Here is an 18,379-nt window from a genome sequence, read left to right as displayed (position 1 = left end):
ATCATAGTCGTATGCGTTAAATAGAAAGGGGAAAGAAAGACCTTGATTGCCTAGATAATAAGAAGAAACAGGGCAAGCAAGAATTTTGGAGTTAAAGGAGTAAAAGCATAAATCGCTTAGTCTTAAGGAAGAGATAAGAATGAAAAGAAGAATGAAATAAGGAAAATCTCATGTAAATGTTTATTTCGTATACTTTTAAGGAATAGATGTCATACATTTAGGGGCGTTCAAAGAGAATTCTAAATTTTTTATCAAGATGATATCTGTATTTAAAAAAGCTAATATTTTTTAGGTTCAGCTATTTTTATTTGAGAAAAGCTATTCTAGAAAGCCTATTAAACAACAAAAAAGAGGGATGCGATTTTACTACTAATAAAATATTTCGATATATAAAGATCTAAATAATGCTATTTGAAAAGGCTTTCTCAAAATAGATAATAAGAAAATAATTAAAAAATAATTGCCAAACTCATATAAAGGTGTTATGATAAATGCAAGAAATTCTTAGAAAAGGATTGGAGGAAATGATAATGAAAGAGGCGCTAAAAAAAGTACTTCCCCTAGTGGGTTCAGTGGCGATGCTTGCCGCTTGTGGTAACGGAGGAAATAAGGCCAATAAAGAGGCTGGTAAGACTGACCATAATGGTGTAGCTAAATTTAACATGAAAGTAGAGCATGAAGGTAAACCGATTAAGGGTGGCGAGTTGCGCTATGCACTTGTTTCAGATGACCCAATTAAAGGGCTTTTCAACCCAGCTCTATGCCAAGACCAAAGTGACCAAGATGTGGTTAACTTTATGTTTGATGATATCTTTATCGTGGATAGTAACAACCACTTGACTAATGATGGTTTAGCTAAATATAAAGTGGATAAAGATGCTCGCACTGTGACTGTAACCTTCCCTAAAGGGGCTAAATGGTCTGATGGTCAACCGTTAACAGTGGACGACTATATCTTCACACACGAATTTATTGCGAATAAGGATTACCCAGGTGTTCGCTACCCAAGTTCTGTAGGACCTCTTGTAGGGGCTGAAGAATACCACTCCGGTAAAGCAGCTAATATTTCCGGGATTGAAAAGAAAGATGACCAAACAGTTGTCCTTCATTATAAACAAATGAACCCATCCATCGAAATTTCTGGTGGGGATCTATTGAGCTACGTTATCCCTAAACACGTCTATGAAAACATTCCAATGAATAAGGTCATGTCTCATGATGCAAGCCGCAAGAATGTCGTAGGGAACGGGCCGTTCAAGATTGAATCTCTTATCCCAGGGGAATCCGTTACTTTAGTGGCTAACGAAAACTTCTACAAGGGTCGTCCAAAAGTTGATAAGATCACTATTGATGTTGTCTCTTCTAAGAATATCATTTCTGAAATGAAGAACGGGAACTATGATATTGCGGGTATGCCTGCTGACCAATATGATGCTTATAAAGATGCAGCTAACTTTAGTGTCATCGGAAAACCTGCTTACTCCTACTCCTACATTGGATTTAAATTAGGTAAATGGTCTAATGAAAAAGGCGCCAATGTCATGGATCCAAATGCTAAGATGAACAATAAGAAACTTCGTCAAGCGATGGCTTATGCTTTGGACAATGACCAAATTGCTAAGAAGTTCTATAAGGGGACACGTTTCTCTGCTAATAGTTTAATTCCTCCAGTATTTAAGGAATACAATAAAGACACTCCAGAATACAATTACAATCCTAAGAAAGCTAAGAAGTTATTGGATGAAGCTGGCTACAAAGATAAAGATGGGGACGGCTTCCGTGAAGATCCTAATGGTAAACCATTAGTGATCAAGTATGCAACGATGGCTGGTGGACAAAATGACCAAACTTTAGCTTTAGCTTATGTGCAATTCTGGGAAAAGATTGGATTGAAAGTTGAATTAACGACAGGTCGTCCAATCGAATTCCAAGCCTTTTATGATAAGGTAGAACATGATGACCCAGAAATTGATGTTTACTCTGCTGCTTGGGGGACAGGTACTGACCCAGACCCATCCGGCTTGTATGGGGAACATGAAAAATTCAATATGACCCGCTATGTGTCTGATGAACATACAGCTCTCTTAAAGGATATTTCATCTGACAAATCCTTTGATGAAGCACATCGTAAGGCAGCTTTCGATAAGTGGCAAAACTTTGCTCACGAAGAAGCTTTCGCTATTCCAACTCTATATCGTACCGGTATCACAGCTGTTAATAAACGGGTGAAATACTACGATTTAGTCTCAGGTTCAGAAGATACAAAAGCACGTTTATACAACTTACAATTGACACAGTCTAAACCTGTAGGTGAATAGTTTCTTTGACATGAGATACTAACTTAGCTCAGTCTAGAGCCTCTAAAAGGGGTATGGGAAATGATCTTGAGGAGCGCTTTCTCATCCAAGCTCCTGATTTGGTTACGCCTCTAAAATAAACTTTTGCCAATGGTTTATAGATTCTTTGCCATTTTTCTAGCATTGAGCCCTTCGTACGGCTAGCTAACTTTCAAGAGTAGCTAGCCGTTTTTTGTAAAAAAAGGGTATGGGACAAAAGTCAGGAAAATGAAAAAAGTACGTCAATCGAAGCTTTGATAAGCTTTAGATTGACGTACTTTTTATTGGGTTCACTCAATTGACAGACTTTTGTCAAAGTCCCCTGTAGTCTTAAACTAGTAAGAAAGCTAACTCATGCTAGTAAGAAAGCTAACTTATGCTAAGAAGATGGTTAACTTTTCCTCTTCATCACTTCAGGTAGTCACTTAGCCCTTCGATCAAACTTTGGGAACTGGAATAAATCTTTCCATTTGCTTTAATTAAGCCAACTGTATAAAGGTTGACATAAGCAAATTGAGATTCTGCGACTTCTTTTAAGGCGTCTATTTTTTTAGGGTTATCAGCCCCTTGTTGACGAGAGTCAGTGAATAGACCAATCACTTTAATACCCGCTTGATAAGCGACGCCGATCTCGCTAGCGACGCCTGCATCGATATGAATGCCGTCGAGTAGGGCAATCATGAGCTGGCTAGAAAGAAGTTCTTTTGTATCGTACATAGCGATAGCTTGGCTGTCAGCATAAGCGCTTTTATCGTTGATTTCGCCAGCTTCTTGTGGCAGGTAGACGGTTACTTCAGGATACTTATCTCGGATTTCTTTCACTAATTTGGCGTTATAGAGTTGGTCAGCTTCTGAAAAAAGAGGAGCTGCAAAATATATTTTCATCATGAAACCTCCTAAAATACTTTAAGCTTAGTATAGCAAGCTAGATGGTCTTTCCTCAATAGTTAAATAAAGGAAGGGCTTGACTTTAAAGAAGGGAGATTTAATGCGGTCGACTGTATATAGACTTTAAAAAGCAAAGGCTTTTGAATAGCTAACTGATTGTAGGTAAAAGCTAAATTCGCCAAAATTTAGACAATGCTTAAAATGGTGGACAAATTTTGGGGATTTTAGGGTAAAAAGGATAAAAGGCTCGCCCAATTGACTTAGGGTGAGCCTTTTTAGAGAAATGTTATGCAGGTGTTTTGGCTTGTAATAATGGAAAAAGTTGTTGAAGGCCGTCTTCTAATAAATGAATGATTTTATCGAGTCGTGTTTCAAAGCGAAAGATTAAGTAAAAAACAATCACTATTGGAAAACCCAAATTCCCGATTAAATCAATGTAGATACTTGGATCTGGCATCGCCTTACCTCCTTTCAATGATAAACACGTTAGAAGGCGGTAGACTGTGCCAGAGGATAGCTAGACCTTTTTCAAGGGATAATGTGGCTTTTCTTGATTGAGGCGTTTCATTTAAGTTGCGATAGTCAAATCATCAGCTACTAAGTGTTTTCAATTCTACTCAGGGCGTCTAAGATAGCGTAGGCTACACCATCTTCCTTATTACTTTTTGCGAGGAATTGAGCAGCTATTTTGGTTTCTTTAGCGCCGTTAGCCATTGCATAAGAATGACCGCTTACTTTTAGCATGGAGATGTCATTAAGGTTGTCACCAATGGTCAAGGTGTTTTCTAAGTCGTGCCCAAATTTCTTGGCAAAATAAGTCAGAGCCGCGCCTTTTTGGCCTTCTTTGGAGTTGATCTCTATATTACCGATGCCAGAACTCGTGACTGAGACCATCGAAAAGCGACTAGCCAAGTCCCTTTGTAGAGCTTTTAAGACAGCAATAGAATGTTGAGGGAAGACGGAAAGCTTTAAGAGGTTAAGGTCTTCTTGATCCAAGAGGGTATCAAAGTCAGCTTCATATTCAAGTCCAAAAGTTTGTTCGAGGTCTTTCAGAGAGTCTAAAAGTTGCTCATGGGGGATATGTTGGTTAGAAAATTTGAAGTAGGACTTGAAGGATTCTATTCGAGCTTCTCTAGTTCGCATATAGATACCTTTGTCGGTAATGAGTTCTACAAAACATAAAGAGCTCTCTATCTCTTTGATGAGCTCTCGGCCAATTTCTTTAGGAATAGTGCTTTGATGTAAGAGTTGATTGTTTTCATCGTAAATTTGAGCACCATTTAAAGCGATGATCGGGCAAGAAATACCCTGTTCATTTAGAGGTCCTCTAGCTTGCGCAAGGGTTCTTCCAGTGCAGGCTACAAAGCTGATGCCTTGCTTTTGGATACTTTTAATTGTTTCAGCGGAAAATTGGCTAATGGAATCACGATCTTTTAGTAGGGTGCCATCCATATCAGAGGCAATAAGGGTGATGGGCATAGGAAAGCCTCCTTGAATATTAAATAATTTTTGCATACACTAAATAAAGAAAATAGTGTGCAAATTGCCATAATATCTTGACTAGTTGCAAAAGAAATAACTAGCGATTGACTAGTTGCAAAAGAAATAACAATCGATAAGTTTCCTTGATGCAATAGTTCTTTTAGACGGTTTATAGATTCTTTTGGTTTTTGAACTCTTGCAATTAGTTTAGCATAATTGAGTGAAAAATAGCTATAGAAGGGTAAAGGAGTAGAAAAATGTCTATTGAAGTTCAAAATGATTGGCAAGCGATTTTGACGAGTTTGTCTGAAAGACCAAGTTATCAACAATTGAGACGATTTTTAGCCCATGAATATCAAACTGAAGTGGTATATCCTAGTATGGATCGTCTATTTAGAGCCTTTCAACTGACTTCTTATAAGGATGTAAAGGTCTGTATTTTGGGGCAGGATCCTTATCATGGTGAAGGTCAAGCGAATGGCCTAGCCTTTTCTGTTGCTAAAGATCAAGCCCTACCTCCTAGTTTGAAGAATATTTACAAAGAATTGGAGGATGATTTACATCAGGGGGTGCCTAAAGATGGAGATTTATCTCATTGGGCGAAACAAGGGGTTCTCCTGTTAAATACAGTTTTATCGGTACGAGCCCAAAAAGCGCATTCCCATCGTCAGCAAGGTTGGGAAGAATTTACAGACGGGGTAATCTGTGCCCTGAACGCTCGAATTGAACCGATTATCTTTGTCCTTTGGGGCAATCCTGCCAGAGCGAAAAAGAAATTGATCGATGGGCACCATTATATTATTGAAGCTCCCCATCCCAGCCCTTTATCAGCCCATAGAGGTTTCTTTGGTTCTAAACCTTTTTCCAAGGTGAATGCTATTTTAAAAGAATTGGGAGAAGAGCCCATTGACTGGGTGGGAGGAAAGAGCTAGATATTTTTTAGCATCTGTTGCTTTTTGAAAGTAATTGCTCTAAAAATCTAGAAAAGCCCACGAGCGATCTCTGATTAGGGATCTCGTGGGCAAATGGTCATTGACTATTAACAGAAAGAGTGGCTTAGGATATGCCTAGCCTTAGTATATAGCAAGCCTTGTTAGCTTATGAGCCTATATTTTCTAAGGCCTAGGCACTAAGGCTAAAATTGCCATGGATAAGTTTATGGCAAGGATTCTTTCCTATGGCAATTGATCTAGCCTATCTTGTAAGTTAGTGACGGCTGTTTTAAGGCGGTTGATTCGGCCCTTGTTTTCCAGCTGGAAGTTGATTAGGCTTTGCGAAAAATCTTCAGTAAAGAGACTGAGGCTTTTTAGTCCCTCTGTTTTGAGGCGATCTATAGAAGAGTGGAGGGTATGAGTTGATTCGTTCAAGTCATTGATAGTTGAATGGAGCTGATTTATTTTATCAAGCAAGACTTTTCGATTGCTCTTTCCATCACGAGGGTTGATTAAAAGAGTAATTGCACCACTTGTTAGGGCGCCAAATAAGAAGCCAGAAAAGAATTTTTTCATATTTAAAGCCTCCTTCTTTAATAGGTGATCGGGTAATTTTAGTCTTTGATGGAATTGTGAATCTGTTGAGCGATGCTAGCTAAATCTTCTTGGCTATAGTTTTCGCTGTTGTCTGCCCATTTGAGTCCAAAATCATCGCCCTCTGTGTAGCGTGGAATCAAGTGAATGTGGGAATGGAAGACTGTTTGAAAGGCTACTTCCCCGTTGTTGTTTAAAATGTTTAGTCCCTTCATATCAGGGAAAGCTTGACGTAAGCCACGAGCAATTTTAGGGATACGAGAGAAGACTTGACTAGCGAGTTCGTCAGAATAGTCAAAAATGGTGGCTTCATGGTGTTTAGGAATCACAAGTGTATGTCCCTTAGTTACTTGTGAAAGGTCTAGAAAAGCAAGAACATATTCATCTTCGTAAACGATGTGGGCAGGAATTTCACGGTCTATTATTTTTTCAAATACAGTTTTAGTCATAATAAGCCTCCTTAAATTTACTAGGCTTATTATATCACAAAAGAAGAATGACAGTAGTGGCTGGTCGATTCGTATATGTATAATGTTTGTCGCTAGCAGAAAAAAGTAGACAAAAAGAGAAGAGCCTTTACATTAGAAGTTGGTACAAATCTGAACGAAAGGTCTCTTCTCCATGAACATTATAGCAGACATCCTAGAATTAATAGATAAATCAATCTCTCTTCTTGAAATAGAAGAACAACTTGTCAAGGTTTTTACCACCACTGCTTGTTAATGAGCAATATTCAATAGTTTATCCCCAAAATAAAAAGAGTAGTTTGCTTGAAAGATCCCTTTCGTAGAGTCTAAAGCCAATGCCCCCAATGTTGGACGATATGGTCTAACTTTGGGGGATTTTTTTGGCACTTAATGAAAGACTGAAACGTTATTATAGTTGCCTTCCGGAAAGGCAATAACAAAGGAGGAAACAGAATGAAAACATATAAAAATGGCAAGTTATCTGTGGAATTAAGCAAAGATAAAAGTAAAGGAATTACGCAACAGGTGAAAGATATTAAGCTAACAGCGTCTGATCAAGATCTCTATGCTGTGGCTGAGGCGATAGGCACTTTATCGGCTTTACCACTTAAGAATGTGATCTTACATCAATATTATGCTATCGAAAAGGCCTAGCTAAAGGAGGATGAAAATGAAAAGAACAAAAAATTTGGTATTAAAATTTAAAAATGCTAAGGGAAAGCTGACAAATTATACCATTCGATCTCCCAAAGAGGGTCTAAGTGAACAAGTTGTTCGACAAGCTATGGAAAAAATTGTAAAAGCTAATATTTCAAGCAGTGAAGGACAGGCTGTGTTTCTAGGAACAGAAGGGGCACAATACACCGAAAGAATTGTTAGCAAAATTTTCTAAGCCTTTAATTAACTGCTAGGGTGTATTCTTGATCAAAGGAAGAGGAAAGTTATAAAAAAAGAGGCCAGTCTCTATGGGAGGGACTGGTCTCTTTTTTTATATTGACACGAAAAAAGAATAGTTGAAGTATATTGAGATCAAGTAGACGGAAAAACTAGATGATCTCTGCAATAACCTCGATTTCAACTAAGGCATCTTTTGGTAAGCGAGCGACTTCTACAGCAGAACGTGCTGGAACGGCATCTCCTTCAAAAAAAGTACCATATGCCTCGTTGAGTTTAGCAAAATCATTCATATCCTTGATGAAGATGTTGGCTTTTAAGACATGGGCGAGGTCTGAGCCATTTTCCTCTAAAATAGCTTTTATATTGCTCATTGATTGCTTAGTTTGAAGAACAATATCCGCTTCAACCAATTGATTACTTGTTGGATCAATGGGTAGTTGACCTGAAGTAAAGATGAGGCCATTCGCTTGTGTCGCAACGGCGTAAGGGCCAATGGCAGCGGGAGCATTTTTACAAGTTAATCGATTCATTTGATCAGTCCTTTCACAATTCTCTTTTAAGTATAAGCGCTTACAAATCTGAGGTCAAGTCTGTTAAAAGATTATTTTAATGACTGATAAAGCATTAAGTTAGAGAAGTTATTGCCCCTTAAAAGGACTAGATCTGACCGTGTTTTGAGATAAAATGCAGCTGACTTGTCAAATAAGATAGCCATTAATCACAAAAGGCACGTCTTGAGATTAAAAATTTAAATTGCTTCACAAATAGGAGAAAAAAATATTAATGAAGAAGAATATCTGTGAAATAATAGAAATTTCCAATAAAAGAGCTTGTAAGATCAATGATATCTCTTTATATTTCTTCAAAGTTATAGTAGAATGAGAATGTAAGCGTTTTAATAAGTTCATTCATCATTATGAAAGGGAAGGAAGTAAGTCATGAGAACATATCAGGATATAAAAGAACAAATCATCGCTTATCGCCATCATTTTCATCGCTATCCTGAATTAGGAAATGAAGAAATTGAAACCACTGCTTTTATCGAACAAGTTTTAAAAGAACATGCTATTCGTATTTTACCCAATCAACTCAAAACTGGTGTCTTAGCTAGTGTGGGTAAAGGGGAAAAAGTGATTGTTTTACGTTGCGATATTGACGCTATTGCGATTGACGAAGATCCTAATATGGAACTTGTGTCTTTAGTTCCTGGAGTTTCCCATGCTTGTGGCCATGATATGCATATGGCCGCACTTTTGGCAGCAGCTATTCTATTGAAAGAGAGGGAAGAAGAGTTAACTGTACGGATTCTTTTCCTTTTTCAACCTTCAGAGGAGAATAATGAAGGAGCACAGGAAGTTATAGATTCAGGTGTATTGAAGCAAGCGGATGTGCTGATTGGTTGGCACAATGAACCGGACTTACCATTAGGCGTATTGGGTTTGACGAATGATGTTTTTATGGCTGCTGTGGATCAACTCACTGTAGAAATTAATGGTGAAGGTGGCCATGCAGGTTATCCTCATATTACTAAAGATCCTACTATAACAGCGGCTTACGTCATGATAGAAGCTCAATCGATTATCTCTAGGAAGCTTAATCCGATTGAAGCAGCTGTTTTGAGTTTTACGACGGTGCATGGGGGAAGTAGTTGGAATTCTATCCCTACTCAAGTCAGATTGGAAGGGACGATTAGAACTTTCTCGGAATCGGCTCGTGAATTATTGAAAAGAGAAATTCGTCAATTAGTCATGCGTGTTGCTGCTAATTATGATTGTGAATCGGAAGTAGAAATTTTCAGTGGGCCAGCAGCTGTTAAGAATGATTCAGAAATGGTTGAATTACTCATGCCGGCCTTGGAGAAAAAGATGAGGGTAATTGAACCAGATAAGGTTTTTGCAGGGGATGACTTTGGCTTTTATCAAGAAGTCTTACCGACTTTGTATGCTTTTGTAGGAACTGGATGTGGAACAGATTGGCATAGTCCGAATTTCCTAGTGAATGATGAAGCGCTTGAAACAGCGGTTAATTATTACCTGACATGTGTGGAAACTTTACAAGAGTATTGGCAAAGCAACTAGCAGGTATTCATTAGTGGGAAAAAGGAGACATCTTTATAGATGGATAAAACTAGCGACTGGAGATGGGGAAAACTAGCGATTGGATGCTTAAAGCGTTATGAAAAGAATAGAGGCCAAAATAGCCGGTCTACTACTAGTAGTGAGTAGTGGATTGGTTATTTTTGTTCTTTAAATAGATCACAGAATAAGCTCCGATTGAAAGATAGATCTTAGGGCTACTTTATGAGCAATGAGTAATTTTGCATTAAAATGATCATCTTTTTCATTTAGAGTAAAAAGGCTTACATAAGATATAAAAGTGAAAAAGATACCAGCTTAATAGAGGATGTTGAAGGGGAATTTAAAAGTTTGCTTTTAAGAAGAAAGTTAATATACCAACGAAATTGGCTTTTATAGGGATAGCTAAAGCAAAATGAAAATAGGAAATCCTATAGCATTTGTTAAGGAGTGGTACTTTTTATCGAAAAGTGAAGGTTTTCACTTTTTGGCTTAGAAAGGAACAGGTATAATGGAAACGTGTGCGTTAGATGGAAAGTAGCTATCAAGAAAGCAGGTGACGTCCTAAATGAAAGATCAAACCAGTTTATTAGCAGGTATTCGTCAACGTTTAAGGGAATTATCTCATCATGAAGTCTGTGCGACCTATTTTGCCCCTGGACGAGTCAATTTGATAGGAGAACATACAGACTATAATGGAGGGCATGTCTTCCCTTGTGCCATTAGTCAAGGAACTTATGCGGTTATTGTCCCTAGAGAGGATAAAGAGATTCATTGCTATTCTGAAAACTTTGCTGATCAAGGGGTGCATGTTTTTGACCTAGAGAGTAACTTGATTTATCGAGAAGAAGACGATTGGTCGAATTTTGTCAAGGGTGTATTTCTTTACGTGATGCAGTTTTTAGGAAAAAGTCCAGCTGATCTGCCACATGGGTTAGATATTGTTCTGGAAGGGAATATTCCAAATGGAGCAGGTTTGTCTTCTTCAGCTTCTATTGAATTGTTGATAGCTTGCATGATGAATGATCACTATGCCTTAAATATAGACCGCTTGGATTTAATTAAGATCGGCCAAAAGGTAGAAAATAAGTTCATTGGTGTGAATTGTGGGATTATGGATCAATTTGCGGTTGGTATGGGGAGGATGGATCAGGCGATCTTTTTAGATACCAATTCATTGGCTTATGATTTAGTGCCTGCTCAATTTGGCGATTACTTGATTTTGATCATGAATACGAATAAGCAAAGGCGTTTGGTAGATTCTAAATATAATGAACGGCGTCATCAATGTGAACAAGCTCTTTCCTTGATACAAGAAAATATAGAGATTGAGAGTTTGGGCGATCTAACGCCAGAAATGTTCGAAGAAGTAAAGGGGAAACTGACGGATCCTCTTCTAGTCAAAAGGGCTAAACATGCGGTTTATGAAAATCAACGGACTATAGAAGCGAAAGAAGCCTTGTCGTCAGGAGATTTAAGAACTTTTGGCCAATTGATGAATGCTTCTCATATCAGTTTGCGTGATGATTATGAAGTGACAGGTATTGAATTGGATACTCTGGCTGAAACGGCTTGGACTTGCGAGGGTGTTCTTGGTGCAAGGATGACTGGAGCAGGCATGGGGGGCTGTGCCATTGCATTAGTTCATAAGGAAAAAGTGGAAGAAGCCATGAAGCGAATTGACAAGGTTTACATCGAAAAAATCGGCTATGCTCCAAGTTTCTATTTAGCTCAAATAGGGGATGGAGCCAAAAAGATGGATAAGGGAGTTTAGATAATGGATATTACGACAAGATCTTTTGGAAAGTATAAGGGTGTAGAATATACTGAAATTATTGTTAAAAATGATGTTGGAGATTGCCTTATTTTTTCTGATTTAGGCGCTCGGATTAATCAATGGTTAGCCAATGACACGATTAATCAACCTCGTTCCATAGTGATCGGTTATGATAATGCGGAACAAGTTTTTGAATTAGACAGTTATTATTATGGTGCAACAGTTGGACCTGTAGCCGGGCGGATTAAAGACGGCCGTTTTGATAACAATGGCGAAATGGTTCAATTGGATTGCAATGATGGTAAAAATCATCTACACGGAGGACGTAGTTCATGGGCTTTTCGAAAATGGGACTATTCCTATAAGGTTGAAAATGGAGAAGCTATTGTTATGTTTACCCTAGTAGACGACGATAAAGATTCGCCATATCCTGGGAATGTGAAAGCAGAAGTCACTTATCGTGTGACAAACATTCACGAATGGTTTATAACCTATCGAATTGTTAGTGATGCAAGAACTTTGATTAATCCAACTAATCATGTTTACTTTAACTTAAATGCGGCTTTAGACCGACCAATTGATAATCATTCATTATATGTTAATGCAGAACGTTATCTCCCAGTTGATGAAGAACATCTGCCAACTGGTGAAAAACTTCCTGTTGAAGGGACGCCATTTGACTATCGAACAGATCAAATTTTAGCGCCATGGTTAAATGCTAATCACCCTCAAACTAAAGGGGCTAATAATGGCTTGGATCATGCGTTTGAATTAGCTTCTGGTGACGGTGTTAAAGCATGGCTATATAGTCCAACTACTCATTGGTCTATTGAAGTCTTTACAGATCAACCTTACTTAGTGGTATATACGCACAATTATGTGGATCAAGAAGGAAAGATAGCAGGTATTCCACGTTTGAAACATGCTGGGATTACATTTGAAACGCAAGCGGCGCCAGATGCTATTCACCATAAAGATTTTGGGAAAGTAGTTTATGAGGCTGGAGAAGTTTATGAATCCACCACTTGCTATCGCCTCTATCGAAATGTGAAAGTTTTAGATGAAGATTAAGAAGATAAGCTTTAGCTAATAGGCATAGAATAGGGCAATTCAAATGAGAAGAAGCAAGTTTCTTGAACTTTATTTCGTTCAAGAGACTTGCTTTTTAAATATATAGGTAAATTTAGGGTATAAAACTTGCCAATAAGCCTACACTTTTCTTACAATAGTGTTATAAGGAGCTAGCTTTACGTTTTGCTATTGCTCAAATGCTTGACTGGGAGGGAATAGATATGTCAGAACAAAATGTGGATTTAACCATTAAACGTGAAGGGGAAGGCTTTGTCCTCCATGAAGAAGGCCGAGAAGAATGGCACTTGTTAAAAGATGCAGGGGGATATTCTCCAATGGAAGCCGTTGAAGCGGCTGCTGCTGTATGTGGATCATATGTTCTAACGAGTATTTTGAAGCGGTCGCGTTTAGAAGCTACAGTGACCTCTGTTTCTGTTAAAGCAGAGCGGGCTAATAAAGATGGGGTTTATGGCTTTGCGAGCCTCTCTATTTACTTCCTTGTGGATGCAGATGAGAAAGATCACGAACGTGTGCAACAACTTGTCCCAATGGTGAAGAAATATTGCCCTGTCATCCGTTCTTTGAATCCAGATATTGCTATTAAAGAACAGCTTGAATTTGTTTCCAAAAAATAAGTCGTGCCTTTTTAGGCCTATAGTATAAGTCAAAAGAGAAGCAAGTCACTCCATTTAGGAAGGGGCTTGCTTTTTTCCTTAGAGTCTAGTCTTCGTTAATGGACTAGGAGCTTAAAAAGAAGATTGGCCAAGCCGGTCAATACAATAATGCGGATGGCAGGGGCTTTCTTTTTGATAAGAAAGTAGAGGGCGACTAAGAAAAGGGAGAGTAAGAAAAAGTTAGCTTGGAGCCAGTGGAAATTTGTGTTTGACCCATATAAAGCCTGCTGGAGAATGATGGCGCCAGAGCTAGCTATCATGGCGACTACGGCAGGTCGTAAAGTTTTGAGGAGAATTTGTAGGGCGGGAATTTTTCGGAAACGTTTATAGAGATAAGCCAAAAAGCTTACTAAGATACAAGAAGGGAGGATACAAGCAAAAGTAGCGACACTTGCTCCAGCTATTCCAGCAATCTTATGACCGACGAAGCTAGCAGAGTTGATAGCGATAGGCCCTGGTGTCATTTGAGAGATGGTTATCAAGTGGGTAAATTCTTCCATACTGAGCCAATGGTGCTGAATGACCGCTTCTTGTTGGATTAAAGGCAAAGTGGCGTATCCTCCACCGAAAGAGAAAGCACCGATAAGGAAAAAACTTTGAAAAAGTTGCCAGTAAATCATATTCAGACCTCCAAGGGTATAAAAGATTAGTGGACAAGAAAGCTATAAAAGACGGATAGATCTACAAGTCTCAAGGGTTAACCCATGCGTGGCGTTCTGGACAAGAAAGCCATAAAAGACGGATAGATCTAAAAGGCTATAAAAGATTAGCAGGATAGGATAGGCATAAACTTTTATGGCAGCGTATGGCTTTTTTCTTTCCAATAGAGGATAAGGGAAAGGCCTAGACAAGACAGGAGAATAAAGACGAGAGAAATATTGAAGCAATAGTTGGCAAGAAAGGCTAATAGCATAAGTATTTTTAAAAGGAGACTATCCGAATGTAAGATAGAAGATCCCATGTCGAAAACGACTGAGGCAATGACGGCGGCGACTCCAGCTTGCATCCCCTCTAGGAGCCAGTTGATATAGATACAGCGACTGAAACTTTGGTAGCTAAGGGCGATCAGATTGAGTAAGGTAAAAGGGGGAAGAATCGTCCCAGCTATGCTAACAAAAATACCTAAGATGCCGTAGACTTGATAGCCTAGAACAATAGCTCCATTGATGGCTATAGCTCCTGGAGATGATTGGGCGATGGCGACCAAGTCTAACATTTCCTCCTCTTCTAACCAATGCCAGTCATCGACAAAACGTTTCTTCATTAAAGAAACAATGACATACCCGCCTCCAAAGGTGAAAGCACTTAAGCAAAAAGAAGCGAGAAAGAGGTTAGTGAGAGACTTTCTTTTGTGAAGGGACTGACCCATTTTTTCACAGCCTTTCCAAAATGAAATGAGCTTATGACAAGATTGATGTGGTTAAAGAAAAAGAGCAAGGGTAATTTTTGAAGAATAGAGCCTGAACTACTTTGAGATGTAGGACTAATTAGTTCTAGTGAAGCAAAGATCGAACGATGAGGATCTTTCCCGCAAGAATGAAAAGATACTTCTCCTATAATGATAAGCAAGATGTAGGGAAAACACAAATGACCTTAGGATACTTTATAATGATATAAAAGATGATTAGGAGACTTTTAGTATTTTTTAGGGGAAAGAGGGGATTGCCCATGTGTTTGGGGGCTTTTGCTTTCTTGTGCGCTTAGCCCGCCAGCTTGTACCAGACTTGCCCCTATATTTGGGGATTTTTCTTGTCTTTGCAAGCTTTTTATGCCTTTCCCCTACCATATTGCCTGTAAGTTTGGTACAATAAATCAGGTTTCATGGGATTCTTTCACACTTTTAAGATTAGTGAAATAGACTGCTTATTAAAGTGCAATATAGGAAGATGCCCGTCTTGATGGAAGAATCTGTTATAAAGATAGTGACTGAAAAGGAGAGAGAACATGGATTTTACAACACGCTTTCATGGACAAGAGTTTGCGAATCCTTTGATGAACGCATCAGGGGTTTGGTGTTATGATGACGAAGAATTAGATGCCATGGGGTCTAGTGCTAGTGGGGCAGTTGTGACCAAAAGTGCGACAACGAATTTTAGAGAGGGTAATCCAGAACCTCGCTATCAAAGTCTGCCTTTGGGGAGTATTAATTCCATGGGCTTACCTAATAAAGGCCTTGACTTTTATTTGGATTATGTGATTCGTCAACAGGAATCATCGGCAACAAATGCTCAAAAATTTCAATTTGTATCTATCGCAGGGACTAGTCCAGAAGAAGATATTCTCTTGCTGAAGAAAATTCAAGCGAGTGACTATAAGGGCTTTGTGGAATTAAACTTATCTTGTCCGAACGTTCCAGGTAAACCACAAATGGCTTATGATATCGATGCAACTAGAGCTTTATTGGAAGAAATTTTCAGTTTCTTTGATCAACCTTTAGGGATTAAATTGCCACCATTCTTTGATCTAGTGCATTTTGATTTAATGGCTGATGTATTGAATGATTTTCCTTTAGCTTTTGTGAACTGCATTAACAGTGTAGGGAATGGCTTAATTGTAGATGTTCATACAGAACGGGTCGTTATTCATCCAAAAAATGGATTTGGCGGTATTGGGGGACCATATGTCTTGCCGACTGCTTTAGCTAATGTTCGTGCTTATGCCGAACGCTTAAAACCTTCTATCCGTATTATCGGAACGGGTGGTGTTGAAAGTGGTGAAGAAGTTTTCTTACACTTATTATGTGGGGCTGACATGGTTCAAGTTGGCACACAGTTACAAAAAGAAGGGCCAGCTGTTTTTGATCGTCTCTTGAAAGAATTGGGTCAAATCATGGAAGAAAAAGGCTATAAATCCATTGATGAATTTAGAGGTAAAGTAAGAAATTATGCTGGGGAAAGCAATCCACGTCCTTTGGCATAAATGGAATGAATAGGCAAGGCTTCTTGGCTTTCTCTTTTTTGGGAGAGGCTAGTTGAGTGTAAAGGCGTCCATTGATTTGGCGCCTTTCTTCTATGGAAGGGAGATAATATGGAAGAAAAAGAGCAACATAAGGGAAGGCGGTTAACTCCTGCTGAACGCCCGTTAGAAGTGGATGAGCGGCAATCCATTTATGGCTTAACACGTCAACAAATGGAAAAATTCTTTATTAGTCATGGGCATAAAGCTTTTCGGGCTAAACAAGTGTGGGATTGGTTGTACCGAAAACGTGTCAGATCTTTTGATGAAATGACTAATTTGTCGAAAGATTTAATTCATTTCTTGAACGAGACCTTCCAGTTCAATCCATTAAAGGAAATCATTGTTCAACGAGCAGCAGATAAAACAACCAAGTACCTCTTCCAATTAGGGGACAACTTGATGATTGAAACCGTCTTGATGTATCAAGAGTACGGCTTGTCAGTTTGTGTGACTTCTCAGGTAGGTTGTAACATTGGTTGTACTTTTTGCGCGAGTGGCTTGATTAAGAAACAAAGGGACTTAACAGCCGGAGAAATTGTGGCTCAAATCATGCAAGTGCAACACTATCTCGATGAACGTGGAGAGGGCGAAAGAGTAAGTCATGTAGTCGTTATGGGGATTGGAGAGCCTTTTGATAATTATGACAATGTGATGAGCTTTTTAAGGGTCATCAATGACGACTTAGGTTTAGCTATTGGGGCACGACACATTACCGTGTCCACATCTGGCTTAGTGCCAAAGATTCGGGAATTTGCCGATAATGGGCTTCAAGTCAACTTAGCGATTTCTCTTCATGCTCCAAATAACGAAGTAAGGTCAGCTATCATGCGGATTAACCGGCGCTATCCTATCGAAGAACTTATGGCGGCGATAGATGACTATATTAAGAAAACCAATAGACGGGTTACTTTTGAGTACATCATGTTACGTGGAGTGAATGATCAATTAGAGCATGCTGACCAACTAGCCAATCTTTTAGCCAATAAACGTAAATTAGCCTACGTGAATTTGATCCCTTATAATCCTGTTGATGATAATGACTACCAACGTAGCCGTCCAGAAGATGTATCGGCCTTTTTTGATCGCTTGATGAAACGGGGAATTAATTGCGTCGTTCGCAAGGAACATGGAACAGAAATCGATGCAGCTTGTGGTCAATTAAGAAGTAATGAAATGAAACGTAGAAAAAGAGAGAAGAAGGCTAAGAACACAGGTAAAGTAGAAGAATAATGAGCCTTTATGGATAAGTAGGATCCTTACTTTTTAAGTGAGGGTCAGTCCTACTTTTGTTAAGAAAACGTTTACGCTATAAAAAAACCTTTATGTTAGCGTTTTTATACACAAGCTAGTGTAAATATTCTATACAGGGCAAGCAAAATAGTGTAAAGTAATAGAGTACAATAAAAGGAGGTTTCAGTGATGCAATTAGTATTGATTCGTCATGGTGAAAGTGAATGGAATCGTTTGAACTTATTTACAGGTTGGACAGATGTTCCATTGTCTGATAAAGGTAGAGAAGAAGCTAAGCAAGGGGGCCAACTCTTAAAAGAAGAAGGCTTCGACTTTGATATTTGCTACACCTCTTATTTGAAACGTGCTATCAACACATTGGATCTCGTTCTTAGTGAAATGGATCGTACATGGTTGCCAGTTATTAAAGATTGGCGCTTAAACGAACGTCATTATGGGGCTTTGCAAGGCCTTAACAAAGCTGATACAGCTGCTAAATACGGTGAAGAACAAGTTCTCGTATGGCGTCGTTCTTTCGATGTAACTCCTCCAGCTTTGGATCCAAGTGATGAACGTAACCCTCAAAATCAAGCACAATATCGTGCTGTGGAAGACAAATCAGTTCTTCCTTTGACAGAAAGTCTAGAATTGACCATTAAACGGACAGTTCCTTTCTTTGAACAAGAAATCAAACCTCGTATGGAAAAAGGTGAACGCGTATTAATCGCCGCTCATGGGAACTCTTTACGGGCTTTGGTGAAATACTTCGAAGGTCTTTCTGCTGAAGAAATCATGGGTGTTAACCTACCAACTGGTGTGCCATTGGTTTATGACTTCGATGACAACTTCAAAGTAATTGGCAAACGCTACTTAGGCGACCAAGCTGCTATTGAAGCTAAAATGAACGCAGTTAAGAACCAAGGGAAAGCTAAATAGTTTTCTGACTAAAAATTTGAACATCATAAAAAAGTCCAATCCTTCAGATGAAGGGTTGGACT

Annotated in this window: 19 protein-coding genes; 11 read left to right on the top strand and 8 right to left on the bottom strand. The window is 38.8% G+C overall.

The genetic code is table 11. From position 1 onward, the window contains the following. The first annotated feature begins 530 nt into the window (after positions 1 to 530). Entirely contained in the window at positions 531 to 2,318 is a 1,788-nt protein-coding gene (locus tag D3H64_RS00410; protein ID WP_158589179.1) for an oligopeptide ABC transporter substrate-binding protein, read from the top strand. 426 nt (positions 2,319 to 2,744) lie between these two features. Here the strand turns inward: D3H64_RS00410 and D3H64_RS00405 are convergent, their stop codons facing one another. The 3 genes from D3H64_RS00405 to D3H64_RS00395 all read right to left on the bottom strand — a co-directional run bounded on the left by D3H64_RS00405 (position 2,745) and on the right by D3H64_RS00395 (position 4,703). Beyond that, complete coding sequence (locus tag D3H64_RS00405; RefSeq protein WP_121563735.1) at positions 2,745 to 3,221, bottom strand: nucleoside 2-deoxyribosyltransferase; 477 nt, start codon at positions 3,219 to 3,221, stop codon at positions 2,745 to 2,747. A gap of 289 nt (positions 3,222 to 3,510) precedes the next feature. Beyond that, positions 3,511 to 3,681, bottom strand: coding sequence for a YvrJ family protein (locus D3H64_RS00400; RefSeq protein WP_121563733.1), 171 nt, complete (start codon positions 3,679 to 3,681; stop codon positions 3,511 to 3,513). A gap of 140 nt (positions 3,682 to 3,821) precedes the next feature. Further along, complete coding sequence (locus tag D3H64_RS00395; RefSeq protein WP_158589178.1) at positions 3,822 to 4,703, bottom strand: HAD family hydrolase; 882 nt, start codon at positions 4,701 to 4,703, stop codon at positions 3,822 to 3,824. A gap of 260 nt (positions 4,704 to 4,963) precedes the next feature. Here D3H64_RS00395 and D3H64_RS00390 point away from each other — a divergent pair, with 260 nt between their 5' ends. Further along, on the top strand, positions 4,964 to 5,638 hold the full coding sequence (locus D3H64_RS00390; protein WP_121563729.1) for a uracil-DNA glycosylase: 675 nt from the start codon (positions 4,964 to 4,966) through the stop codon (positions 5,636 to 5,638). A gap of 243 nt (positions 5,639 to 5,881) precedes the next feature. Here the strand turns inward: D3H64_RS00390 and D3H64_RS00385 are convergent, their stop codons facing one another. After that, positions 5,882 to 6,214, bottom strand: a complete 333-nt coding sequence (locus D3H64_RS00385; RefSeq protein ID WP_121563727.1) for a YtxH domain-containing protein — start codon at positions 6,212 to 6,214, stop codon at positions 5,882 to 5,884. A gap of 38 nt (positions 6,215 to 6,252) precedes the next feature. Continuing rightward, complete coding sequence (locus D3H64_RS00380) at positions 6,253 to 6,681, bottom strand: HIT family protein (protein ID WP_121563725.1); 429 nt, start codon at positions 6,679 to 6,681, stop codon at positions 6,253 to 6,255. Positions 6,682 to 7,152: 471 nt separating this feature from the next. Between D3H64_RS00380 and D3H64_RS00375 the strand changes: the two genes are divergently transcribed. Next, entirely contained in the window at positions 7,153 to 7,353 is a 201-nt protein-coding gene (locus D3H64_RS00375; RefSeq protein WP_121563723.1) for a DUF1659 domain-containing protein, read from the top strand. Between the two features lie 16 nt (positions 7,354 to 7,369). Then, complete coding sequence (locus D3H64_RS00370; protein WP_158589177.1) at positions 7,370 to 7,591, top strand: DUF2922 domain-containing protein; 222 nt, start codon at positions 7,370 to 7,372, stop codon at positions 7,589 to 7,591. 154 nt (positions 7,592 to 7,745) lie between these two features. Here D3H64_RS00370 and D3H64_RS00365 read toward each other — a convergent pair whose 3' ends face one another. After that, positions 7,746 to 8,126 (bottom strand): Rid family detoxifying hydrolase, encoded by a 381-nt coding sequence (locus D3H64_RS00365; protein ID WP_121563719.1) that lies wholly within the window; start codon positions 8,124 to 8,126, stop codon positions 7,746 to 7,748. 408 nt (positions 8,127 to 8,534) lie between these two features. Between D3H64_RS00365 and D3H64_RS00360 the strand changes: the two genes are divergently transcribed. From D3H64_RS00360 to D3H64_RS00345, 4 genes are all read left to right on the top strand, one after another. Further along, positions 8,535 to 9,674, top strand: coding sequence for an amidohydrolase (locus D3H64_RS00360; protein ID WP_121563717.1), 1,140 nt, complete (start codon positions 8,535 to 8,537; stop codon positions 9,672 to 9,674). 565 nt (positions 9,675 to 10,239) lie between these two features. Further along, positions 10,240 to 11,445, top strand: coding sequence for a galactokinase (locus tag D3H64_RS00355; protein WP_121563715.1), 1,206 nt, complete (start codon positions 10,240 to 10,242; stop codon positions 11,443 to 11,445). A 3-nt stretch (positions 11,446 to 11,448) separates the two neighbouring features. After that, on the top strand, positions 11,449 to 12,519 hold the full coding sequence (locus D3H64_RS00350) for an aldose epimerase family protein (protein WP_121563713.1): 1,071 nt from the start codon (positions 11,449 to 11,451) through the stop codon (positions 12,517 to 12,519). A gap of 221 nt (positions 12,520 to 12,740) precedes the next feature. After that, the gene (locus D3H64_RS00345) at positions 12,741 to 13,154 is read left to right on the top strand and encodes an OsmC family protein (protein WP_158589176.1); all 414 of its coding nucleotides are present in this window, start codon (positions 12,741 to 12,743) and stop codon (positions 13,152 to 13,154) included. 95 nt (positions 13,155 to 13,249) lie between these two features. Here the strand turns inward: D3H64_RS00345 and D3H64_RS00340 are convergent, their stop codons facing one another. Together D3H64_RS00340 and D3H64_RS00335 are read right to left on the bottom strand one after the other, a co-directional pair. Next, positions 13,250 to 13,813 (bottom strand): chromate transporter, encoded by a 564-nt coding sequence (locus D3H64_RS00340; RefSeq protein WP_121563709.1) that lies wholly within the window; start codon positions 13,811 to 13,813, stop codon positions 13,250 to 13,252. 173 nt (positions 13,814 to 13,986) lie between these two features. Then, positions 13,987 to 14,562, bottom strand: coding sequence for a chromate transporter (locus D3H64_RS00335; RefSeq protein WP_121563707.1), 576 nt, complete (start codon positions 14,560 to 14,562; stop codon positions 13,987 to 13,989). Between the two features lie 575 nt (positions 14,563 to 15,137). Here D3H64_RS00335 and D3H64_RS00330 point away from each other — a divergent pair. The 3 genes from D3H64_RS00330 to gpmA all read left to right on the top strand — a co-directional run bounded on the left by D3H64_RS00330 (position 15,138) and on the right by gpmA (position 18,317). Further along, positions 15,138 to 16,112, top strand: coding sequence for a dihydroorotate oxidase (locus D3H64_RS00330; RefSeq protein ID WP_121563705.1), 975 nt, complete (start codon positions 15,138 to 15,140; stop codon positions 16,110 to 16,112). A 108-nt stretch (positions 16,113 to 16,220) separates the two neighbouring features. Next, the gene (gene rlmN, locus D3H64_RS00325; RefSeq protein ID WP_121563703.1) at positions 16,221 to 17,381 is read left to right on the top strand and encodes a 23S rRNA (adenine(2503)-C(2))-methyltransferase RlmN; all 1,161 of its coding nucleotides are present in this window, start codon (positions 16,221 to 16,223) and stop codon (positions 17,379 to 17,381) included. Between the two features lie 186 nt (positions 17,382 to 17,567). Beyond that, positions 17,568 to 18,317 (top strand): 2,3-diphosphoglycerate-dependent phosphoglycerate mutase, encoded by a 750-nt coding sequence (gpmA, locus tag D3H64_RS00320; RefSeq protein ID WP_199700106.1) that lies wholly within the window; start codon positions 17,568 to 17,570, stop codon positions 18,315 to 18,317. Positions 18,318 to 18,379: the final 62 nt, after the last annotated feature.

Source organism: Atopobacter sp. AH10 (assembly GCF_003664595.1).
In the GTDB taxonomy this organism is placed as follows: domain Bacteria; phylum Bacillota; class Bacilli; order Lactobacillales; family Aerococcaceae; genus Atopobacter.
This window is presented reverse-complemented; position numbering and strand designations above follow the sequence as displayed.

Coding starts and splice junctions, on each gene's coding strand:
- D3H64_RS00380 (WP_121563725.1), bottom strand. CDS start 6,681: ATGACTAAAACTGTATTTGAAAAAATAATAGACCGTGAAATTCCTGCC.
- D3H64_RS00340 (WP_121563709.1), bottom strand. CDS start 13,813: ATGATTTACTGGCAACTTTTTCAAAGTTTTTTCCTTATCGGTGCTTTC.
- D3H64_RS00390 (WP_121563729.1), top strand. CDS start 4,964: ATGTCTATTGAAGTTCAAAATGATTGGCAAGCGATTTTGACGAGTTTG.
- D3H64_RS00410 (WP_158589179.1), top strand. CDS start 531: ATGAAAGAGGCGCTAAAAAAAGTACTTCCCCTAGTGGGTTCAGTGGCG.
- D3H64_RS00370 (WP_158589177.1), top strand. CDS start 7,370: ATGAAAAGAACAAAAAATTTGGTATTAAAATTTAAAAATGCTAAGGGA.
- D3H64_RS00330 (WP_121563705.1), top strand. CDS start 15,138: ATGGATTTTACAACACGCTTTCATGGACAAGAGTTTGCGAATCCTTTG.
- D3H64_RS00405 (WP_121563735.1), bottom strand. CDS start 3,221: ATGAAAATATATTTTGCAGCTCCTCTTTTTTCAGAAGCTGACCAACTC.
- rlmN (WP_121563703.1), top strand. CDS start 16,221: ATGGAAGAAAAAGAGCAACATAAGGGAAGGCGGTTAACTCCTGCTGAA.
- D3H64_RS00375 (WP_121563723.1), top strand. CDS start 7,153: ATGAAAACATATAAAAATGGCAAGTTATCTGTGGAATTAAGCAAAGAT.
- D3H64_RS00335 (WP_121563707.1), bottom strand. CDS start 14,562: ATGGGTCAGTCCCTTCACAAAAGAAAGTCTCTCACTAACCTCTTTCTC.
- D3H64_RS00365 (WP_121563719.1), bottom strand. CDS start 8,126: ATGAATCGATTAACTTGTAAAAATGCTCCCGCTGCCATTGGCCCTTAC.
- D3H64_RS00355 (WP_121563715.1), top strand. CDS start 10,240: ATGAAAGATCAAACCAGTTTATTAGCAGGTATTCGTCAACGTTTAAGG.
- D3H64_RS00345 (WP_158589176.1), top strand. CDS start 12,741: ATGTCAGAACAAAATGTGGATTTAACCATTAAACGTGAAGGGGAAGGC.
- D3H64_RS00400 (WP_121563733.1), bottom strand. CDS start 3,681: ATGCCAGATCCAAGTATCTACATTGATTTAATCGGGAATTTGGGTTTT.
- D3H64_RS00350 (WP_121563713.1), top strand. CDS start 11,449: ATGGATATTACGACAAGATCTTTTGGAAAGTATAAGGGTGTAGAATAT.
- D3H64_RS00360 (WP_121563717.1), top strand. CDS start 8,535: ATGAGAACATATCAGGATATAAAAGAACAAATCATCGCTTATCGCCAT.
- D3H64_RS00395 (WP_158589178.1), bottom strand. CDS start 4,703: ATGCCCATCACCCTTATTGCCTCTGATATGGATGGCACCCTACTAAAA.
- D3H64_RS00385 (WP_121563727.1), bottom strand. CDS start 6,214: ATGAAAAAATTCTTTTCTGGCTTCTTATTTGGCGCCCTAACAAGTGGT.